This is a genomic window from Candidatus Gillettellia adelgis (assembly GCA_020541285.1).
In the GTDB taxonomy this organism is placed as follows: Bacteria; Pseudomonadota; Gammaproteobacteria; order Enterobacterales; family Enterobacteriaceae; genus Gillettellia; species Gillettellia adelgis.
In genome coordinates this window covers 490,513-512,229 of the sequence record CP047043.1, presented here as the reverse complement: position 1 = coordinate 512,229, position 21,717 = coordinate 490,513, and the positions used below count along the sequence as shown (strand labels likewise).

Sequence of the window (21,717 nt, the reverse complement as noted above, 5' to 3'; positions counted from 1 at the left end):
GAAAGCTGGTGAATACCTACAACCTCAGTAAATACCCATATGACCCCAAACAACCACTCTTAGATTCCCTAAATCCAGATTTCTAAACTAGAAATAATTATTCATCTTCCAGCTCAATATTAATACCAAGTGAACGGATTTCTTTTAACAGCACATTAAAAGATTCCGGCATGCCTGCCTCCATACGATGGTCACCATCTACGATGTTTTTATACATCTTGGTGCGACCGTTAACGTCATCTGACTTCACAGTTAGCATTTCTTGTAGAGTGTAAGCTGCGCCATAGGCTTCCAGTGCCCACACCTCCATTTCACCAAAACGTTGACCACCAAATTGCGCCTTTCCACCCAGTGGCTGCTGCGTCACTAAGCTATAAGAACCAGTGGAGCGCGCATGCATTTTATCGTCAACCAAATGATTTAGTTTTAGCATATACATATAGCCAACAGTAACCTGGCGCTCGAATTCCTCACCTGTACGTCCATCATACAGTGTAATCTGACCGGATGTTGGAATACCACCCATTTCTAGCAGTTGCTTGATTTCTTTTTCTTTCGCACCATCAAACACTGGCGTTGCAATTGGCATGCCTTCTTTTAGGTTCTCTGCCAAACGTAATATTTCATTATCACTAAAAGTTTTTAAATCAACTATCTGGCAAATATCATCTCCTAAATCATAAGCCTTCTGGATGAATGCACGGAGTTTAGTGATTTTTTGCTCCTGCTTAAGCATTTGAGTGATCTTTTTACCGATGCCTTTAGCGGCCATACCTAGATGCGTTTCTAGAATTTGACCAATATTCATACGGGACGGTACACCCAATGGATTTAGTACGATATCTACTGGTGTGCCATTTTCATCGTAAGGCATATCTTCAATTGGATTGATCTTAGAAATAACACCTTTATTACCATGGCGCCCTGCCATTTTATCGCCTGGTTGGATCTGACGTTTAACCGCCAAATACACTTTAACAATTTTTAAAACACCAGGTGCTAAATCATCACCCTGAGTGATCTTGTAACGCTTCGCTTCCAATTTTTTCTCGAAAGCAGATTTTAATTCATCGTATTGCTTGGCTAACTGCTCTAATTGATTTTGTTTTACCTCCTCAGTTAAATTCAACTCCAACCAACAATCACGGGGCAGCTGACTTAATTTTTCAGCTTTAACACCGCTAGCAATCAGCACCGCGTGAATCCGTGTAAACAAGCCAGCTTCTAAGATCTCTAATTCTTCTGTTAGATCTTTTTTTACTTGTTTAAGTTGCATCTCTTCGATTTCTAAAGCGCGCTTATCTTTCTTTACGCCATCTCGGGTAAAAACTTGCACATCGATGATTGTACCAGATACGCCATTTGGCACACGCAATGAAGAGTCTTTAACATCAGAAGCTTTTTCACCAAAAATTGCTCGCAACAACTTTTCTTCTGGCGTTAATTGAGTTTCACCCTTTGGTGTTACTTTACCAACTAAAATGTCAGCACTAGTAACTTCAGCGCCGATATAAACAATACCGGATTCATCTAATTTAGAAAGTGCAGATTCACCTACGTTAGGAATGTCAGCTGTAATCTCCTCCGATCCCAGCTTAGTATCACGCGAGATACATGCTAGTTCTTGAATATGGATCGTAGTAAAGCGATCTTCTTGTACGACACGCTCTGAAATTAATATAGAATCTTCGAAATTATAACCATTCCACGGCATGAAAGCGACACGCATATTTTGACCTAAAGCCAACTCACCAAGATCTGTAGATGGGCCATCTGCTAGAACATCACCACGCTCAATTGGGTCGCCTAGATTTACGCAAGGCATTTGATTGATACAGGTGTTTTGGTTCGAACGAGTATATTTCGTTAAGTTATAAATATCGATACCTGCTTCACCTGGATACATTTCGTTTTCATTAACTTTAATAACAATGCGGGAAGCATCGACGTACTGAATCATACCACCGCGTTTAGCTACGGCAGTAACACCAGAGTCAACTGCTACAGCACGCTCCATACCAGTACCAACCAATGGTTTATCCGCGCGAAGGGTTGGAACTGCCTGACGTTGCATATTTGCCCCCATCAATGCCCGGTTAGCGTCATCATGTTCTAAGAAGGGGATCAATGAAGCACCAACTGAAACAACTTGCTGCGTAGATACATCCATGTAGTCTACTTGATCCCGACTAAATAGACTTGATTCGCCTTTACTACGACAGGTAACAAGATCTTCCATGAAGCAACCATTATCATCTAAATTAGAGTTCGCTTGAGCAATAACAAAATTACCTTCTTCAATAGCAGATAAATAATTGATTTTATCGGTAACTACGCCATTACATACACAACGATACGGAGTTTCTAGAAAACCATACTCATTGGTTTGGGCATATACAGACAAAGAATTAATTAGACCAATATTCGGTCCTTCTGGCGTTTCGATGGGACACACCCTACCATAGTGAGTAGGATGCACATCTCGAACTTCAAACCCGGCGCGTTCGCGAGTTAATCCACCTGGACCGAGTGCGGAAATACGACGCTTATGTGTAATTTCGGATAATGGATTGTTTTGATCCATAAATTGAGATAATTGACTAGAGCTAAAAAATTCTTTCACTGCTGCTGAAATTGGCTTCGCATTAATCATATCTTGAGGCATTAGGTTATCTAAATCACCTAGAGACAACCGCTCCTTTACCGCACGTTCCACACGAACTAAACCTACACGAAATTGATTTTCAGCCATTTCTCCAACAGAACGAATACGGCGATTACCTAAATGATCAATATCGTCTACTTCACCTTTACCGTTACGAATATCAATGAGCTTTTTCATTACCTCTAGGATATCGTTTTTATTTAAAACACCTGAACCTTCGATATCGTCACGAAGTAGAGAACGATTAAATTTCATGCGACCTACCGCCGACAGATCATAACGTTCTTCAGAGAAGAATAGATTCTCAAACAGGCTTTCAGTAGCTTCACGTGTTGGCGGCTCACCCGGGCGCATCATGCGATAAACTTCTACTAACGCACTCAAGCGATCACTACTCGGATCGATGCGGAGAGTTTCGGAAATATAGGCTCCATGATCTAAATCGTTAGTGAATAACGTTTCGATATATTTATGTCCCGCCTGACTTAATTTAACTACGCAATCCAATGATAATACCATATTTGCAGTACAAATGAGTTCGCCAGTCTTGGTATCAATGTAGTCTTGTGCACACACTTTTCCAACAATATATTCAGTAGATACCAAAATACTTTGGATTTCATCTTGTTCAAGCTGACGGATATGACGCGCAGTTATTCGACGACCTTTTTCAACGTAAATTTTGCCGTTAGATTCAATATTAAAGGAAGCGGTCTCACCACGTAAGCGTTCTGGAACAAGCTTCATTTTTAACTTGTTTCCACAAATCTCGAAACTGATTTTTTCAAAAAATAGATCTAAGATCTCTTCAGTAGAATAATTTAATGCACGCAGGATAATGGTGGCTGGTAGCTTGCGACGGCGGTCGATACGCACAAATAGATTGTCTTTTGGATCAAACTCAAAATCCAACCATGAACCACGGTAGGGAATGATACGTGCGTTATATAAGACTTTACCAGATGAATGTGTTTTTCCTTTATCACTGTCAAAAAATACACCAGGACTACGATGTAATTGAGAGACAATAACCCGCTCAGTACCATTAATGACAAAGGTACCATTTTCAGTCATCAGAGGTATTTCACCCATATAGACTTCTTGTTCCTTAATGTTTTTAACAGTACCTTCTGGAGCTTCACGTTCATAAATTACTAAGCGTAGTGTCACGCGTAGTGGCGCAGAGAATGTTATACCACGAATCTGACATTCTTTGACATCAAATACTGGATCACCAAGGCGGTAACTAACGTATTTCAACTCGGAATTACCGCTGTAGCTTTGAATAGGAAAAACAGCACGAAAGGCAGATTCTAAGCCGCACTGTCCGTTTGAATCTTGCTCGATAAACCTCTGAAACGAGTCAAGCTGAATAGAAAGGAGATAAGGTATATCTAAAACTTGTGGACGCTTACCAAAATCCTTACGAATACGTTTTTTCTCAGTATAGGAGTACATCCTAGGGTTCCTTAGCTCGCTAGAAAGTCGAACCTTTTAATCCCCATAAAATCGGGAGCGGCTCATGCAATACCATTTTATTGACCGGAAAGCCAGAAAACTTTCTGACATACCTCTTGTCTATTACGCTAAAATCATTTCATTGCGCTATGCTTTATATGTGAAGCTAAAAAAAAGACCATTATATGTAGCAGTTGATATAAAAGATATCAGAGTTAGTAAGCAACCAAACAATGTAAAAATCTACTAAACCCAGCAGAGCAAAACTGGTAATCCAAGTCATCCGCCATGAATCTGTTCAATGAAGCTGTACTCTGAAAAATAAAACTTATTTAAGTTCGATAGAAGCGCCGGCTTCTTCTAGAGATTTTTTCAAAGCTGCAGCATCGTCTTGACTCATACCTTCTTTTAAAATTGCTGGAGCAGACTCTACGAGATCTTTAGCTTCTTTCAAACCCAGACCAATTGCAGCACGTACTGCCTTAATAACAGATACTTTATTCCCAATAACAGCAGATAATATAACGTCAAACTCAGTTTTTTCTTCAGCAACTTCGACTGGGCTGGCAGCAATAGTTACTGGAGCCGCAGAAACACCGAACTTTTCTTCCATAGCCGCAATTAATTCAACAACATCCATGACAGACATGGCGGCAACAGCTTCTAAGATTTGGTCTTTAGTGATAGACATAACAAGTGTTCCTAAAATTTTAAAATAGTTTCAGTACGCCAGTAAAGGCTAAAAAATACAGTAATCATGCCGCTTTTTTTTGATCGCGCAGTACAGCCAAGGTGCGAATCAGTTTGCCAGCAGCACCTGATTGGATGGTTACCATCAAACGTATAATTGCTTCATCATAAGTAGGCAGCGTGGCTAAGCGGTCAATTTTTGATGCAGGAATCAACGTACCTTGAAAGGCCGCAGCTTTAATTGTAAATTCCACATTTATTTGTGCAAATTCTTTGAACAGACGAGCAGCAATACCAGGGTGTTCATTAGAGAATGCTATCAAAGTAGGGCCGGAAAACATCTCTCTTAGGCATTCGAATGGAGTTTCCTCAACTGCGCGACGCAGCAAGGTATTACGAACAATGCGCATATACACACCAGCTTCACGACCTAATTGACGCAGTGTAGTCATTTTATCAACACTAACACCGCGCGTATCTGCAATAACTGCAGATACTGCACCTTTAGCTACTGTGTGCACTGCAACAATAATTGCTTGTTTATCTTGAAGATTTAATGCCATTAATTTTGCTCCTGAATTAGTTAGGAAACTTCCCATAACTCACTTTATAAAGCACCTAATAAGTAAGGGGGTTCAATGCTTTAATGCGATGAGCAGAATCCAGTAAAGACTATATAGAATTCTTTAGGTTCTGTCACCATCTACACGGAAAGGATTAAGCACCTTATTGATATACCGGCGGTTGTAGATGGCAACCTGGGTATATTAAGCTCTTATCAAAAATTTTTTTGCTTATTATAACAAACTTATCAAGCAACCTTAAAGGATCAGATCCTAGAGAAATCTTCGCGCTAAGTCAAAGCGACAATTACAACGCAATTACTTTACTATAGAAGTTAAGCAACTTAGATCAATAACAATACCAGTACCCATAGTGGTAGACAGGCTCACTTTTTTAAAGTATATGCCTTTAGCCTGTGAGGGCTTTACTTTTTTTAATGCGATCAATAAAGCTTCCAGATTTTCTTGTAGCTTTTTTGATTCAAAATTTACTTTACCGATAGTAGTGTGGATAATACCGTTTTTATCATTACGATAACGAATCTGGCCTGTTTTTGCAATTTTTACTGCTTCAACAACATTTGTAGTGACAGTTCCTACTTTAGGGTTTGGCATTAGACCTCGTGGTCCTAGAATCTGCCCTAGTTGACCAACCACACACATTGCATCCGGAGTAGCGATGATAACATCAAAGTTTATCTCTCCCATCTTAATGAGATCCGCTAGATCATTCATGCCTACTAGCTCTGCACCAGCACCTTTGGCTTCTTCAGCATTGGAGCCTTGAGCAAAGACTGCAACACGCATAGTACGACCAGTACCATATGGTAAAACAGTAGAACCACGGACGTTTTGGTCAGATTTACGTGCATCAATACCTAAATTAATAGATACATCAACGCTTTCTACAAATTTAGTAAGAGCATGCTCTTTGAGCAGAGCGAGAGCCTCAGTAATCTCATACTGTTTAGTTGTATTTACTTTATTACGAATCACACGCATGCGCTTGGTCAACTTAGTCATGCTTTAATCCTCCACTACCAAACCCATTGAATAAGCAGTACCTGCAATGGAGCGAGTCATTGCTTCGATATCTGCGCCCGTCATATCCATAGATTTTTTTTGTGCGATTTCGCGTACCTGACTACGAGTTATTGTACCTACTTGATCTTTTTTCGGCGTAGCAGAACCAGACTTGATTCCAACTGCTTTTTTAAGCAAAACTGCGGTCGGTGGAGTTTTAGTCACAAACGTGAAGGATCTATCAGTATAAACAGTCATTACAACCGGGATCGGCAGGCCTTTTTCAAGACTATCAGTCTGAGCATTAAACGCCTTACAGAATTCCATGATGTTAACACCCTTTTGCCCAAGAGCAGGGCCAACAGGCGGACTTGGATTCGCCATGCCAGCTGCAACTTGCAACTTAACATAGGCTTGTACTTTTTTAGCCATTTAAACTTCCTCGATTTTAGGTAACATCGCTTCTTTAAAAACTCCCCGTATTTTCTTACTTTACTTTTATTAAGAAAGGCATCTAAAAAAGTAACGAACATTATAGTTTCATTTCGTTCCCACATAAGTCATGAAGTGACGCTAGGTAGTAAGTAACTCTCATCCTTTTTCAACCTGACTAAAGTCCAATTCTACTGGTGTTGCACGGCCAAATATAGACACAGAAACTGTTAGGCGACTTTTCTCATAATCTACCTCTTCAACTACACCATTGAAGTCAGAAAAAGGCCCATTGTTAACTCGTACAAGTTCACCTGGTTCGAATAGTGTTTTCGGGCGCGGCTTATCACCCGCTTCTTGCAGACGATTTATAATCGCCTCCGCCTCTTTATCGCTAATAGGCGCCGGATGATCTGACGTTCCACCAATAAATCCTGTGATACGTGGAACACTGCGTACTAAGTGCCAACTATCGTCATTCATAAGCATTTGAACTAGTACATAGCCAGGAAAAAACTTGCGCGCACTCTTACGACGTTGACCCCCACGGATTTCAACTACTTCTTCTGTAGGTACCATTATTTCACCAAATAGTTCTTCCATATTGTGTAATTTAATATGTTCACGTAATGATTGCGCTGCGCGACCTTCAAAGCTAGAAAACGCCTGCACGACATACCAACGCTTTTTAAGAGCTTCAGACATTTTAGAACCTCAGGCCAATAATAAATGAAACCAACCGTACTAGAATACTATCAAGCCCCCATAAAATAAGTGACATTATCGTTGTTACTATACTAACGATAAACGTAGCATGTAGCGTTTCCTGACGAGTTGGCCAAATTACTTTACGCATCTCGGTGCGCGCTTGACGCGCAAATGACGCTGCTGCTTTACCTTTAATAGTCGTTAAAAATACTGTACTTGCAGTTGTGATGAGCAGGATGATCACCGGCGCACGTAATAATATATTCAAATCATGGTAGTAATAATTACCAATAATAACGACAACCAACAGAAAGGCAATGATAAACCACTTAGTGCCTTCTAGGCAACGCCGGATTCCCTGGGCCTCAGTATTTGCGCTCATAAACCAACCTGTTACAATGATCAAGAACAAAAAATTTTACCCAGAAATACTAGGCAAAACTAAACTGATTCAATACTGCCACTCAGTATCTCGATAAATATGCTATAACGTCTTTACTATATAGTTTTAGTATCTATCTATTTATAAAATTGAACTACAAATGAATCATGAGATAAATTTGCGTTAGCAGTATAAAACATTAATAATGTCTTTTATCAGGTATCACATCGAATTTTATCAGTAATTAAGCCATATTTTCAGTATAACCTCATAAGGACAGTATGTATATTTAATAAAAGCTATAGTAATTCAGCAGTGCTAATTATGCCAACTAACAATTTACAGAAAGCTACTCTAATTAATATAGCTATAATATTTATTGCAGTTAAGAATAATTATAATATATGATGTTCCACAATATATATGATTCTTAATGTTTCTTTAGTAAAACTGATAAACTACGGTTAATACTTATTTTATCTTAAAACCCCGACAACATTTTGTAATAGTTATTACATAGCCATTGCTCATGGCATCGACATGCTTCGAGCTATAAAAAATATACCGTTACACTAACTGATATGTGTTTGTGACACAACGATTACTCTAATCACTGTAACACATTACAGAAAGCACTCTAACCTTAACCTCTTAAACTATCTATAATGATTATATGATGAATGTTCACTGTAGTCAGAACTGTATCGAGTAGTGTAATATTTTACAAATGAGAACATTCATAACTACTCTCCGATCAATAACAACTAACTCGTTCAGATATTAATGTCGTTGCGACATTATTTTTAAATTATGCAATTATTGATTTACGATAGTAAACGATTGAAATTTCCAAGTATTTATTGCCTTTTCATGCATATTTTAAATGCCAGTACTTAAAACGAATGATTTCTCGATCGTTGATTAACCAGGAAAAAACCACAATGAATTCTGAACTTGTTAGCATAAAATTATGAGAATGTCACATCACATAAAGCAGTAAAACCTGCTTCAGTATAACAATATTTCATGAATTCCTGTTCTAGAACGCGCTGATCATCATGCCCTTTGCCACAACAAACTATAGCGATAACTATTATAATTAAAAGATAAAATATAATATGACAATGTCACCAGGTATCGCATTCTCATTGTATCAAGTCATTTAAACTGTTAAGTGAATGCAATATTACAAGTGCAATATTTATACCTGTATTATTCATATAAATTAATCATGCCCGTCTATTAGGAGTTTTATGTTTAATATTTACAGGTTAATAGAAATCTTAGTAACTATTTTTGCCATTTATCACGGAGCATATTCACAGAACAACGAATTAATCTACAGTGCATTCTTATAACCTAACTTATAATATCTAATGTTTAAGCATGTAAGTATGAATGATAGCATACTTTTGTTTATCTAGAATATACATCTAGTAATTAGTATTTTCTGAATTGCTTCACCTGTAAGAATGTAAAATATGGATCATCTTTTAAGTGATATAAATAGTTCGGATACCACGAGATATTTCTATGGTTTTACGATTTATTGTACATATTATGTAAATTGCTAATAAATATGTTGATTGCTCCAATTTTATCCAACTAACATTACAACGTAAGTCGATAAATCAAGAATATCAAGATTATGTTGGTATAAGTAAATTACTGCATTAAAGTGTTACTCCTACTACTAATTAAGTCAGCAGTATTATGTAGTATAATACCCCATATTCCGTAAATATTCAATGCTATTGTAATCATGATGAAAAAAAGAAACACCGTTATCCAAATAGATTACAAGCTGCTACTATTGCAAAGTATTTAACATATTTATAATAAACACACGAAGACTTGCTATTTGAGCAACAATTAAACAATCATACTGCATGAATTCACAACACATAAAAAGATAACGTACTTACAGTATTACTATTGACTTCAATAACATATACCCAGACAAGTATACAGCATATCTTAAAGCAGATAGATATACAAATCTGCACGCTAATGTGCATATTGTATTGATGAATACTGCAATGCAGTCTAATAATTTAGATAAACTGAGTTGATCACAAATACACTATGAAATCAGAAAATGATGAACGGTAATATTTAGATTACCATCCTAAGTTCTATAACAATGTGCATGCATGTATCACACTCGAGCGTTAAAACAGAACAAAAAATTAAGTAATAATAAATATTACCAAAACACTCTTTCCACTACCATGCTGGATGATAGCATTAAAAAAGTCTCTAAACCTCAAAAGCCATACCACTGAACAGTGGTAGATTTGAGTAAAATTTTTACTATCAGTAATTTATCTAAGTCAGCTCAATAACAATATGTTTATTTATGATCTAACGGTAATCACATAGTGTAATATAAAATTGTGATATACTGATTATAATAACCCTTGGACTAAAATTATATACTACAACATGCACTTAGTAGTCTGTCTCCCTGATAATACCATTGTTATTTGGTACGTGTAGATTAATCAATTATGGTGCTATCATCGCGTCTTAAGTTATTCGGATCTTCCGGCACCCAATGCTTAAACCAATAATAACTTCAAGCGATATACTACACCGCAGAACATAAATAAAGCCCGTTCTATTAAGATTCATATGACATCTCTGTCTCGTATCAGAAGGCATAAATATTTTTTTAATAATAAAAGGGTTTCGCACATCAATTTTATTGCGGACGGTCTGCTACTAATTCTATTTACTTTATCGTTCTACATAAACTTAACTATTCTTATTGTCAAGAGCGAATCAATGTTGTTTAATACAGCGAAATAATTTTAAATAGAGTATTGATAAATCATACAACTGATTAGCATCATCAGATTTTTATCTCAGATCTCTACTAGATTTTTTCTATAATTGCAAATAAAATTTACAAGTTGTAAAGTTATATACACTTGTATCACGTTATCATGACTACCTTCAAGTGTACAAACACAATAGTGTGTCAATAGTGGCTAATAATACATAGGAAACTTTTCTAATCACGAATGTTAGATATTGCATAGTAATATAATCAAAAATCACAGCCAGGAGAGTATTTTAATATTAATTAAATAGTATGACCGCCCTTGAATACTAGTAGTATTCAAGCTAATCATGCCGTTCTGGTTTACATTAGTCTCCTTGTTCAAGGGTAATATTTTACAGCGAGTAACTATACTGTTAAGTACGCACATCTTAGTTTATCAGCGTAACTCATCAATGCAAGAGTTACTGGCTAAGTACTTGTAACAGATTTAAGCATTGTATTAGTGATGTTATCACTATCTGAGTGTATATATAAATTCAACTAAGACATTCTGTCTTTCTATTATCTTTAAGATTCTAGTTAGATTGCACGCAAATTACCCTGCATTAAATTAGAGACTACGCTACTTCACAGTAGATAATAGGACTATGGCTTTCTATTAACTCCCGTAAAACTGCTATATTATTAAATTTTATTGCAATTAATACTACATTAAAGTTACTTGTTCTTCTAAAAAAATGATGAACCTCAGGTCAACACAGATAATATCGACATTTATTTTTTTGAATAGTAATTTTCCGATGTGCGTCACTTTACTGGATCGTAATTTTTATCGGTTGTAAGCGATCAAAATTGTTGAGATATTACGCTCATCTACACTCAAAAATTTTTGGTATCATTATTTAGCACAACGTACTAAAAATTATGTAGGTTACTAACCTAGATGCAGCTCATATAAAGATTACTTCACTGAACAACCAATATTGCGATGACTCAAGGTCATGTCGTCTATTATTTTTTATATGGGTATGATTTTTCTGCAGCTATAGCACAGTATCTGCTAATAAAAAAGTTTTTGCTAGCGGCGTTAATTGAACTTCTGATAACATCTATTATTCAGTAGCTTTCATACGAATAGCAGTATGACAATTAGCATCAGAGGCAATGTTAATAATATACCGAGAAGTTATATTAGCTACATCTACAAAAGTAAAAAAAGGACATATCTATTGGATAGTCAGTCGTCAATTCCAAAGAATTGATTTAATACAAAATCAAATAATGACTATAACTTATCATTTGATTAAAAATAAGTTTTTATATGTATACAGAAAGCACGTTAGGTAAATGTCTGTTATCGCATCTAAATAAAAGAATACATTAAATCAGTTATCTGCTTAATTATAGATTTCCGTAATAGGTCTAACGCACAACCGCTATACACAAAACTTATAAGAAACACCATTTTTTATGACGCCATCGTGCAATTACTAGCATGTATACTCTCAGTAGAGTACGCTCAAAGACGTAAAAACAAACCTAGAGAATCAGACTCAATACATCATTTAATAATCGATAAACTTAATCGTTATACAATTTATAATATATCGGAAAATATGTCGTTAACTTAACATTTTTCAGTATCTAAACTGAGTAAAAATTGTGGGAAATAGTATTCTGTTGAATCCTAATAATATATCGCAAGACGCTTAACGGATTTTCTATACACATTTAATGCAATTGTATAACGGTATCTCTTTTTTACCATTTATAGCATTCAACTATTTTTCTAATGAAATTAAATTAAAAACTACAAGGCAATCGCTAATAACTTGTAATATCATTACTACTTTCTAACTTCTCGATCTATTTTGAATAAGTGATTATCAAGACCTATGACGTTCTACATGAGTTTTATATAGTTAAACTAGATAATCTCGATTATTACAACTACTGCGATACATCTATAAATGAGTTTTAATTGACACAATATAACAGATACTCAATAATCAATCTTCTCAATGAGAATCTATTGGGTAAGCTAAGCTACTACATTAGATAGTTGATAAGTTTTTAATCTGTGCTGCAATTATATTGCTTTTAGAGATTTATGCTCCGCTTTGGTTTTCTGCCATACCAGTGCGCTTACTGGTAAGATTATATGATCCATTTCTAATGCAGATATATATAACCTGAGCTATTGTAACAACTATAAATCTTTTACGACGTTATAAAACATATTCAATGAACTTGCTTCTTATGGAGGAATATACTTATTTTGAATGTTTTTTAAAAGTACTGTAATTGATATGAAAGTATTCCGGTCTCACCAAAATGCGATAACATCCCATTATATTGGGCCACTTATAATAAAACCATTCAAGCCCTTCTTTTTGCTCGGAGATAAAGTTCATCGTCATCGACATACGTAAGTGTTAAAAATCAAGCATATTAAACAATTATGCATATATACTTAACATAATATTCATGTAAAATGTATATGACTTTAACAGTATTTAACAGGTATAATACAATTAATCAGATCTGTTGTACATAGTAACTACTAAAAAGTAATATTAGTAATATTACATAAATAAAGTCTGCTATTAAAATTAACAGTCAAATATTTCGATATATGTCTAATAGCTTTCGAGACGCGCCATTATAAAACTTAATAAAACAACTACTACTTAGTGTGTCCTCCCTTGCTACTTCTTTTACTGACCACCTATCATATGTATCTACTATAACAGAATATAGTATGTATATTATTTCATGTATACCGATGTAGAGTTAATCTGTGTAGCTTGTTATAACTGCTATAGAATATTATACAATTACTAATAATCATCTCTTATCTTAACCAACGATGAAACATCAGTTTCACATACTCAATAATACGAATAAAGAAGCCGCTTTTTCTTATCTCATTGACAACTGTTAAAGGCTGTTGGTCAATCATGGTACCATCTAGTTGGAATTTTATTGTACCAACGACTTGATTTTTTACCAAAGGTGCATAAATTTCTGGAGCATTGAGCATATAGCTAACTTTAAGATCTTTCATACGGCCGCGCGGGATAGTCAGATAAAGATCTTTATTTGCGCCCAGTTTTACGATTTTCGAATCGCCAAACCATACGCGTTCAGACGCGAACGCTTCGCCGGCTTTGAGTGGCATAATAGTTTCAAAGAAACGAAAACCCCAAATCAGCAATTTCTTACTGTCAGTTTCACGCCCCTGATAGGTACGACCACCCAGTATAACTGAGATTAAACGCATTTGACCTTCAGTCGCTGAAGCTACTAAGTTGTATCCTGAAGCATTAGTGTGACCAGTTTTAATACCATCGACATGTAAGTTACTATCCCATAGCAAACCATTACGGTTTACCTGTCGGATATTATTGAAAGTAAACTCTTTTTCTTTATAAATCGCATACTCATTTGGCACATCGCGGATTAGTGCTTGCCCAATTAAGGCCATATCGCGCGCTGAACTGTATTGACCTTGTGCATCTAGACCATGTACTGTTTGGAAGTGAGTGTTCTGCAGACCAAGAATTTTAACGTAGGTATTCATCAAATTAACAAATGCATCCTGGCTACCTGCTATATAATCGGCCATAACCACACAAGCGTCGTTACCGGACTGTAAATCAATGCCACGACTCAGCTGAGCGACGGATACGCGATCACCTGGCTTTAAAAACATCAGCGACGAGCCTTTAAACACCGGATTACCGGTTGCCCAAGCATCTTGGCCAACAGTCACTAAATCTGCTGGGCCTATCTTACCAGATTTTAAAGTGTGGCCAATCACATAACTGGTCATCATTTTAGTCAAGCTAGCTGGATCATGACGTGCATCAGCATGCATTTCAGTTAATACTTTTCCGGAATTGTAATCAATGAGGATGTATGCTGTCGCTTCGACCTTCGGGACGTTTGGAATGATGGTTTTGTTATTAACATTATCAGCTTTCGCTATAGGAGTGGCGATTATTATAATAACGATCCCCATCGTTACCTTCTTGATTAAAAAAAACATATTATATTTTCATGATAGTAACTATTACATTGATAAGAATTATATTAACATTAAAGAATATTATAATAAATGAAATCCTAATGAACAGATTCTATTATTAGAGATATCACACTTAGAGATACTGCAGCTGCAATAAGCGATGTTAGATAATTAGTCTTATGTCATCATTTGTCTCATCATTGGTTATCTTGGCAGTTAATATAGTTAAATTTAAAAATATTTACTAATGAAGACACTTGTTATCTTGTGATAAATAAGCGCTGTCACAGCATTATTACTAGTACACCTCTACAGATTAGCTAACTTACCACCCCACCAAAAGGGGTATATACTCCTGCGATATCTTGAGTGTACTCGGTGGTTTAAGGTGTTAATATACACTTTACACAGATATACTGCTACTTTTAAACGCCCGCTCACTTTTTATCACCGATAAGCTAACATAGTTGTTACGACAGTGTAAGTGTAAACCATTAAACATAGTTTTAAACACAACGAGAAACAAATGTCACTATTATTTTCTCGTGCATTATCTCTAGTGTTCAGTTAACTAGTGTTGACAGTGCTCACGTAATACTATTAAAATATTATACTTTTAGGTAATACACCCATGCTTTTAGAGACTACTATTAGTCACGCTGACCTAATATAGTTTGATTTTTTTCAAATATGAATGACAATCGTTCTTGTTTTTCTACAGCTATAGTCTGATATAGTACGAAAATAATAAACCTAAGCTTTAAGATTATACGTTAGTTATCAAGGTAATGCTGTAGCTTACAGACAATCAATAATGTACTCTGTGACATAAAAAGTACATTGTTAAGATATACTAAAAAATAATATTTATTAGATAGATTAGCAATCGGTAAGAAACTGAAGGACTCCAATTTAAAAGAATGATTGTAAAGCTATAAAACTCTCACGGTTTGTCAAATGCAATAGTGTACATATTAAATGCTTGGCGATACTAACTGATCACGTTCTCCCTCTTAATATATCTTTAGATTTTAATAATCTTCTCAGACGCATATTGAATGTGATAACCGATCCCTAACGTTATAAATTGTAATATGCACAATGATTACAAGTTTTGCTCATCTTCATCAGCTTTCTTAATCTATATTATAAGGTTTTATCGGCGTACTGTGATCAATGCACAGTGATAACGAGTTGCATTTTCCACTTCTTAATCTTAATAATTTTATTAAATTTAAACTAGAACTGCAGAGGAAGACAACGAATGAATCGCAATATTTATCATAATTGACCTTTTACTTGCTTTATATATCAACTATTTACTTCACTAATCACAGCATGATTCTACTAAGTTATCGGATGAATTTTATTTATTATGATGATAATAAACTATTTTGCTATGGAATCTATCTTATTTATATAGCACTATGTTTAGTATATTATTCAGGTGAGAGTATGTATAATATAAATGGGACGATTGTAGCTACTTTTACTATCTATGCTATTTTCTAATAGATATGCCGTCACATGTTAGTTATATACTTATTAAAATAAAAACACTAATACATCATAGAAATCTATTACTTATCAATTTCTACCGTAATTATGGGCTTTGCAATGTGTTTGTGCGACAACGTAGGCAGTTATATGTCATAATTAAAATCTTTTAGTCGAGTAATATAGGGTTATTCAAAAAACATAACGCATATTGTATTATGTATCAGTATGCCGATGATCTTTAATTGCAGAACAGTCGCAATAAATAATTAGTAAGCTAAAAACTACATAAACCAACACTAGGATTTCTCGTTCATTCAACATCAGAGCCACGCATTATTAATTCTATAATATACTACATAATCACTACAGTCAAAAAAAGATAACAAACATACATGCAATGCGAAACATAGCTAGCCGCTCCGCCTAATCTTCTTCTGTTTTGTGGTGTAACTTAACTGCATTAGATAATTTTTTTTGGTTGTTACCTAATAGAATATGATCGAGAATCTGACGAGAAATGGTCCCAATTTCTGGACCGATGCCACCATTTTCTAGGATAATCGCAACTGACACCGTAGGATGATTATAAGGTGCAAAAGCCGTCATGAGCTTATGGTCACGTAGGTGCTCTGAAAGTTTATTAGCATTGTAAGTCACGTACCCAAAAACTTGGGCAGTACCTGATTTGACTGCTGCTTTATAAGGTGCATCTTCAAAATAATGACGCGCCGTACCATTTGGACGATTAGCAACACCATACATACCATCTTTAACAATCTTCCAAAATCTGGAATTAATATTCCCAATCCGTTGGTTGTTTTCCTGTTGAAATGGCACCAGTATATGATTGATGCAAATACTTTTTAAGAGATGCGGCTTTTTAATGTTACCATCATTAATTAGGATATTAAGCGCCTTAGACATTTGTAGTGGGGTGGCAGTCCAATAGCCTTGGCCTATGCCAAGGGGTATGGTGTCACCCTGATACCACGGTTTTTTATAGCGCTTTAGTTTCCACTCCCGGGTTGGTATTAGTCCGGAGCGTTCTTCAGATAGATCAATACCAGTATATTGGCCATAACCAAATTTAGTTAACCACATTGATAATCTATCAATACCCATATCATAAGCAACTTGATAGAAAAAAGTATCTGCAGATTCTTCTAATGCTTTAGTAACGTTCAAATTTCCATGACCCCATTTTTTCCAGTCGCGGAAACGTTTTTCTGAATAAGGTAATTGCCACCAACCAGGATCAAACAGTATGGTATTTTTAGTAATTACTCCATCACTTAGCGCTGAAACGGCAATATAAGGTTTTACTGTTGATGCCGGTGGGTATAACCCCTGAGTGACACGATTAATTAGCGGACGGTTTGGATCTTCTAGAAGCTCCTGATAATCTTTACGAGAGATACCATCGACAAATAAATTTGCATTATAACTGGGCTTAGAGACCATTGCTAGAATGCTACCGGTATTCGGATCACTTACAACGACTGCAGCACGGCTACCTAAAAGTAGCTTTTCGATATAACATTGCAGCTTGATATCTAACGTCAAATAAACGTCCTGGCCAGCATAAGGTGGTTCTTCGTGCAATTGACGAATTACTCTGCCACGGTTGTTAACTTCAACTTCTTCATAGCCCGTTTTACCATGCAACGTATTTTCATAATAGCGCTCTATGCCTAACTTTCCAATATTATAAGTAGCAGCATAATTGACTAATTTACCTTCTTTATTTAAACGGTCGACATCACGATCATTAATCTTTGATACATAACCAATAACATGGGTGAGAGTAGATCCATAAGGATAGTAGCGATGCTGGTAACCTTTTACTTCCACACCCGGAAAACGAAACTGATTAACTGCAAAACGAGCTACCTGCACATCGTTTAGTACAGTTTTCAGAGGAATTGCAACAAAGCGATGTAATCGCTTACACTCTTTTTCAAAATGCGTGATGTCATCATCGGTTAAGTTGACTACTGGACGCAGTGCCTGTAGCGTGGCCGTCAAATTAAAAACTTTTTCTGGTATTATCTGTAACTGATAAATAGTTCGATTGAGCGCCAGTGCAATACCATTACGATCATAGATAATACCACGGCTGGGAGTCATGGGTACTAACTTAATACGATTTTCATTCGAGCGCGTTCGATAATCTTCAAAACAAATAATTTGCAGATGATACAGATTAGCTATAAGTATACCGCTTAAAAAGCAAATACACCAGAACGCCACTAAAACGCGGCGTACAAACAAAACGGATTCTGCTGTATAATCGCGAAAAGAGTTAGAGTCGATTTTCATACCACTACTTTACTTTGTTAATATTTTTACTAATTATTCTTAGTGATCAAAGATAATATATTTGATATATCATAATGTCAGTATACAAAAGAAAGAGCATACTATCCTTATTCTTCGAGGTTTATTCTTAATGTGCAACTATATTTTTAAGCATATACTTAGCATATAAAACACTATATATTTCTAACGTTCTTTTTTTATTTCAGTGACTTAGTTATATGTACTTCTAAGAGAATATTATTCTAACATTTTTTGCAACGCAAATTATTTATATGCATACCTTTCAGTATATAAAATAATCTATTTTATAAAAACATAACTATTTATAAATATACAATCAGTCATTTCCATGATGGGTAAATAAAGAAAATCAAATCTCTTGAGCACCAATGTTAATATGGTGAAATATAATTATATACAATCTCTTAGGCTGCTCTGACTGCTGATATTTAATTTGATTACTCAAGCTCTTCAGCTTCCTGAAACTTCTATATATAGACTCACTAGTAAGCACTGAAAGATCAATGCAATCCATCTAAAATAAGGGTTTTAACAGCTATAAAAAACTGCAATAACAGAAGCATTATGTAACTCTCTGAAAAATAAATCTTTTGCCTATCATAGAAGATAGATTGCATCATTTAATACATGGTTGTGCATCTACAGTATTGCTAGGAACATAATGAAAGACCTATACTATAATAGTTTCAGTGATAAAATGTCTCACGTATCCTTTTATTAGTTTTTCTAATACAAAAAAGGAAATATTATCTTATAACTGTATGTTTTTAAAAGAAAAAACATAGATAATAAACAATTCACAAAATTATTTTTCTCCATAAATTATGACTACACCGCCCTAACAACATGATTAATATCATAATTTATATATATGAAGTTCAAAATAGTAAAATATCACCGGTTTGTATTTCAAAGAAGCGCTTACCTGATATAAAAATATATCTTCCTCAAAGCGAATAGTTTTTACTATAATGTATCTAATACAAAATCAACGATTTATGATATATGTTAATCTTAACTATTTGTCTTGCAATAAGCTCAATATCCACTTTACATAAAGGTTTTGCAAGGCAGTACACCAGCAGTGTACATATGACACATGTGTTACTACGTTAAAAGTATTAGAATCGCAATATATATTGCTTTGCTACACAATCCTACTAAGAACAAATAGAAAGTACCTGCAGAACTAATGATACATACACAATACTACAATATTACTTGAATCGCATTCATATAATATATCTGTTGTGTTTCTAGAATACATTCAGTGGTGTCTCTCATTCTAAATATTTATTTATTTCAAGTATCAAGAGTAATTACCTCATTCATTATACGTCAGCCTTCAAACAAACCTACGTAATACTATTATCAATACCAGCGCGATTAGTTGACTTGTTACCATTTTCCGATATCTTTAGAAAAGATAAATATATTCTACTAGAGGCGAACAACCCTTATCGTCATTAGGTTATGCACTGAGCAGATACGGCCATCTAAATAAAAACGCAACTGGCTCAAACATACAATAAATTCATGTCATATCAAGTGATCACTTACAAAAAAATACATTAGTTAACATACAACTTACTTTTTATCACTTAATTAGCCACACTAATTGTGGCATTATTGTGCGCTAAATTAAAGAATGCTCTACCTAATTATGCAGCGTTACCTACTCTCACTAGTATTTGTTTATTTATTTTTTAAAATATATGTTATTTCAACATTCCTGTTGTACTTACCCACTGTAAGTGCACTTATCTTACCGGGTATTTTGAAAATTTTTCAGGTAACTAACAAAGTACATGCATGCTGCATCTAGGAGATTAATTAAGTATAGCTGCATGACTAAGCTCTAGCGTTTTCAGAGAACAATATAGATAATCAGTCTCCTTTAATCATATACATAATGATTTCACTGCGCTGGATCACTATTCAATCAGACGATCTGTGTTGTACATAATATGGACGTAGCATGCCACTGCCTGTACAGCAGTGTTTTACTAAGCCTTCTAGCATTGATGTCACCCCTTGATAAACAGAATACCAACATAGATTATTGTATCATTGATGTATACAAGAATTTTTTTATATATATTATCATAACCTCATGGCTGTAAGGTTGTTTATTTGATTAGTAATTAAAATATTCAAGCGATTTATTTTGCAATGCTATTCTCTAAATATTTTATCTATGTAGCTAACTACAACAAGGAAGATACTTATATCACTTGGTCTTATAAAATATTAGAATCACGCTTAACATCTTTCGATCTTTTTATCGATACCTGAATCGTGCAAGATTATATAACATACGTTCTATTAGCGATATAAACCTTGCAATTCAATATAACGTTGCACTGAGCGTGGCAATAGATTATCGCAATTTAGTCCTAAATGTTGTCGCTGACGAATCTGTGTGGCAGAAATCTTTAATACTGGTGTGTCAGCGAAGTAGATGTGACCATGTGGTTGTAAATTTAAAAGTCTGGTATCGGTAACGCAGTGGCGTTTTAGCCAACGTTGTAACTCTGGTATATCTAAATAATTATTATCATCTATCCTCGCCAACACTAGCAGGTGACAAAGATCTAGCAGTGACTTCCAATTCTTCCATGTATGTAGTTTTACTAGCGAGTCTTGGCCAATAATAAATGCTAACGGTGGAGAAGCACCGCATTCCTGACGCACCGCTTCTAAGGTTCTTACAGTGTAAGAAGGGATGGTGCGCTGCATTTCACGATCATCAACCATAAATAACGGGTGGTCAGTTATCGCTAATTCTATCATTTTTAACCGTTGTTGAGCAGTCGCTTTAGGTGGTGATCGGTATGGCGGCATGTGGTTCGGTAATAAAGTGATGCGTCGTAATCCCACTTTTTCAACTAACGATTCAACTGGTCTGAGGTGACCATAATGTATAGGATCAAACGTTCCACCAAACAAAGCATGGAGCATCGTAACATCTATCGGATGATTGACCATAAGTTAAGTTCGCAAAATAGTATGTTCTGTACAACAGCATTGATCGAGTATTCTGAATACTAACTAAACCAGTTAACCTTAATTTTTAAGGATTAGTTGAAGCTAGATGCATAATCATTACATTACTTCTTGATCTTGTTTGTAACAAAG

At 35.3% G+C, this 21,717-nt stretch carries 10 protein-coding genes; all 10 read right to left on the bottom strand.

Annotated features, from left to right (window positions below; translation table 11 throughout):
- Positions 1-97 precede the first annotated feature (97 nt).
- A complete protein-coding gene (gene rpoB / locus GIY03_RS01065; protein WP_457913867.1) occupies positions 98-4,123 on the bottom strand; it encodes a DNA-directed RNA polymerase subunit beta in 4,026 nt (1,341 codons plus the stop codon).
- 328 nt (positions 4,124-4,451) lie between these two features.
- The gene (gene rplL, locus GIY03_RS01060; protein WP_457913866.1) at positions 4,452-4,814 is read right to left on the bottom strand and encodes a 50S ribosomal protein L7/L12; all 363 of its coding nucleotides are present in this window, start codon (positions 4,812-4,814) and stop codon (positions 4,452-4,454) included.
- Between the two features lie 64 nt (positions 4,815-4,878).
- Positions 4,879-5,376, bottom strand: a complete 498-nt coding sequence (gene rplJ, locus GIY03_RS01055) for a 50S ribosomal protein L10 (RefSeq protein WP_457913865.1) — start codon at positions 5,374-5,376, stop codon at positions 4,879-4,881.
- A gap of 318 nt (positions 5,377-5,694) precedes the next feature.
- Positions 5,695-6,399, bottom strand: coding sequence for a 50S ribosomal protein L1 (gene rplA, locus GIY03_RS01050; RefSeq protein ID WP_457913864.1), 705 nt, complete (start codon positions 6,397-6,399; stop codon positions 5,695-5,697).
- 3 nt (positions 6,400-6,402) lie between these two features.
- Positions 6,403-6,831 carry a 50S ribosomal protein L11 gene (gene rplK / locus GIY03_RS01045; RefSeq protein ID WP_457913863.1) on the bottom strand — a complete coding sequence of 143 codons (429 nt, stop codon included), beginning with the start codon at positions 6,829-6,831 and terminating at the stop codon, positions 6,403-6,405.
- Between the two features lie 159 nt (positions 6,832-6,990).
- Entirely contained in the window at positions 6,991-7,536 is a 546-nt protein-coding gene (gene nusG / locus GIY03_RS01040; RefSeq protein ID WP_457913862.1) for a transcription termination/antitermination protein NusG, read from the bottom strand.
- Between the two features lies 1 nt (position 7,537).
- The gene (gene secE, locus GIY03_RS01035; RefSeq protein ID WP_457913861.1) at positions 7,538-7,921 is read right to left on the bottom strand and encodes a preprotein translocase subunit SecE; all 384 of its coding nucleotides are present in this window, start codon (positions 7,919-7,921) and stop codon (positions 7,538-7,540) included.
- A gap of 5,642 nt (positions 7,922-13,563) precedes the next feature.
- Positions 13,564-14,760 (bottom strand): D-alanyl-D-alanine carboxypeptidase DacA, encoded by a 1,197-nt coding sequence (gene dacA / locus GIY03_RS01030; protein ID WP_457913860.1) that lies wholly within the window; start codon positions 14,758-14,760, stop codon positions 13,564-13,566.
- Positions 14,761-16,662: 1,902 nt separating this feature from the next.
- Entirely contained in the window at positions 16,663-18,558 is a 1,896-nt protein-coding gene (gene mrdA / locus GIY03_RS01025; protein ID WP_457913859.1) for a peptidoglycan DD-transpeptidase MrdA, read from the bottom strand.
- Between the two features lie 2,346 nt (positions 18,559-20,904).
- A complete protein-coding gene (gene nadD, locus GIY03_RS01020; protein WP_457913858.1) occupies positions 20,905-21,567 on the bottom strand; it encodes a nicotinate-nucleotide adenylyltransferase in 663 nt (220 codons plus the stop codon).
- Between the last annotated feature and the right edge of the window lie 150 nt (positions 21,568-21,717).

Coding starts and splice junctions, on each gene's coding strand:
- rpoB (WP_457913867.1), bottom strand. CDS start 4,123: ATGTACTCCTATACTGAGAAAAAACGTATTCGTAAGGATTTTGGTAAG.
- rplL (WP_457913866.1), bottom strand. CDS start 4,814: ATGTCTATCACTAAAGACCAAATCTTAGAAGCTGTTGCCGCCATGTCT.
- rplJ (WP_457913865.1), bottom strand. CDS start 5,376: ATGGCATTAAATCTTCAAGATAAACAAGCAATTATTGTTGCAGTGCAC.
- rplA (WP_457913864.1), bottom strand. CDS start 6,399: ATGACTAAGTTGACCAAGCGCATGCGTGTGATTCGTAATAAAGTAAAT.
- rplK (WP_457913863.1), bottom strand. CDS start 6,831: ATGGCTAAAAAAGTACAAGCCTATGTTAAGTTGCAAGTTGCAGCTGGC.
- nusG (WP_457913862.1), bottom strand. CDS start 7,536: ATGTCTGAAGCTCTTAAAAAGCGTTGGTATGTCGTGCAGGCGTTTTCT.
- secE (WP_457913861.1), bottom strand. CDS start 7,921: ATGAGCGCAAATACTGAGGCCCAGGGAATCCGGCGTTGCCTAGAAGGC.
- dacA (WP_457913860.1), bottom strand. CDS start 14,760: ATGTTTTTTTTAATCAAGAAGGTAACGATGGGGATCGTTATTATAATA.
- mrdA (WP_457913859.1), bottom strand. CDS start 18,558: ATGAAAATCGACTCTAACTCTTTTCGCGATTATACAGCAGAATCCGTT.
- nadD (WP_457913858.1), bottom strand. CDS start 21,567: ATGGTCAATCATCCGATAGATGTTACGATGCTCCATGCTTTGTTTGGT.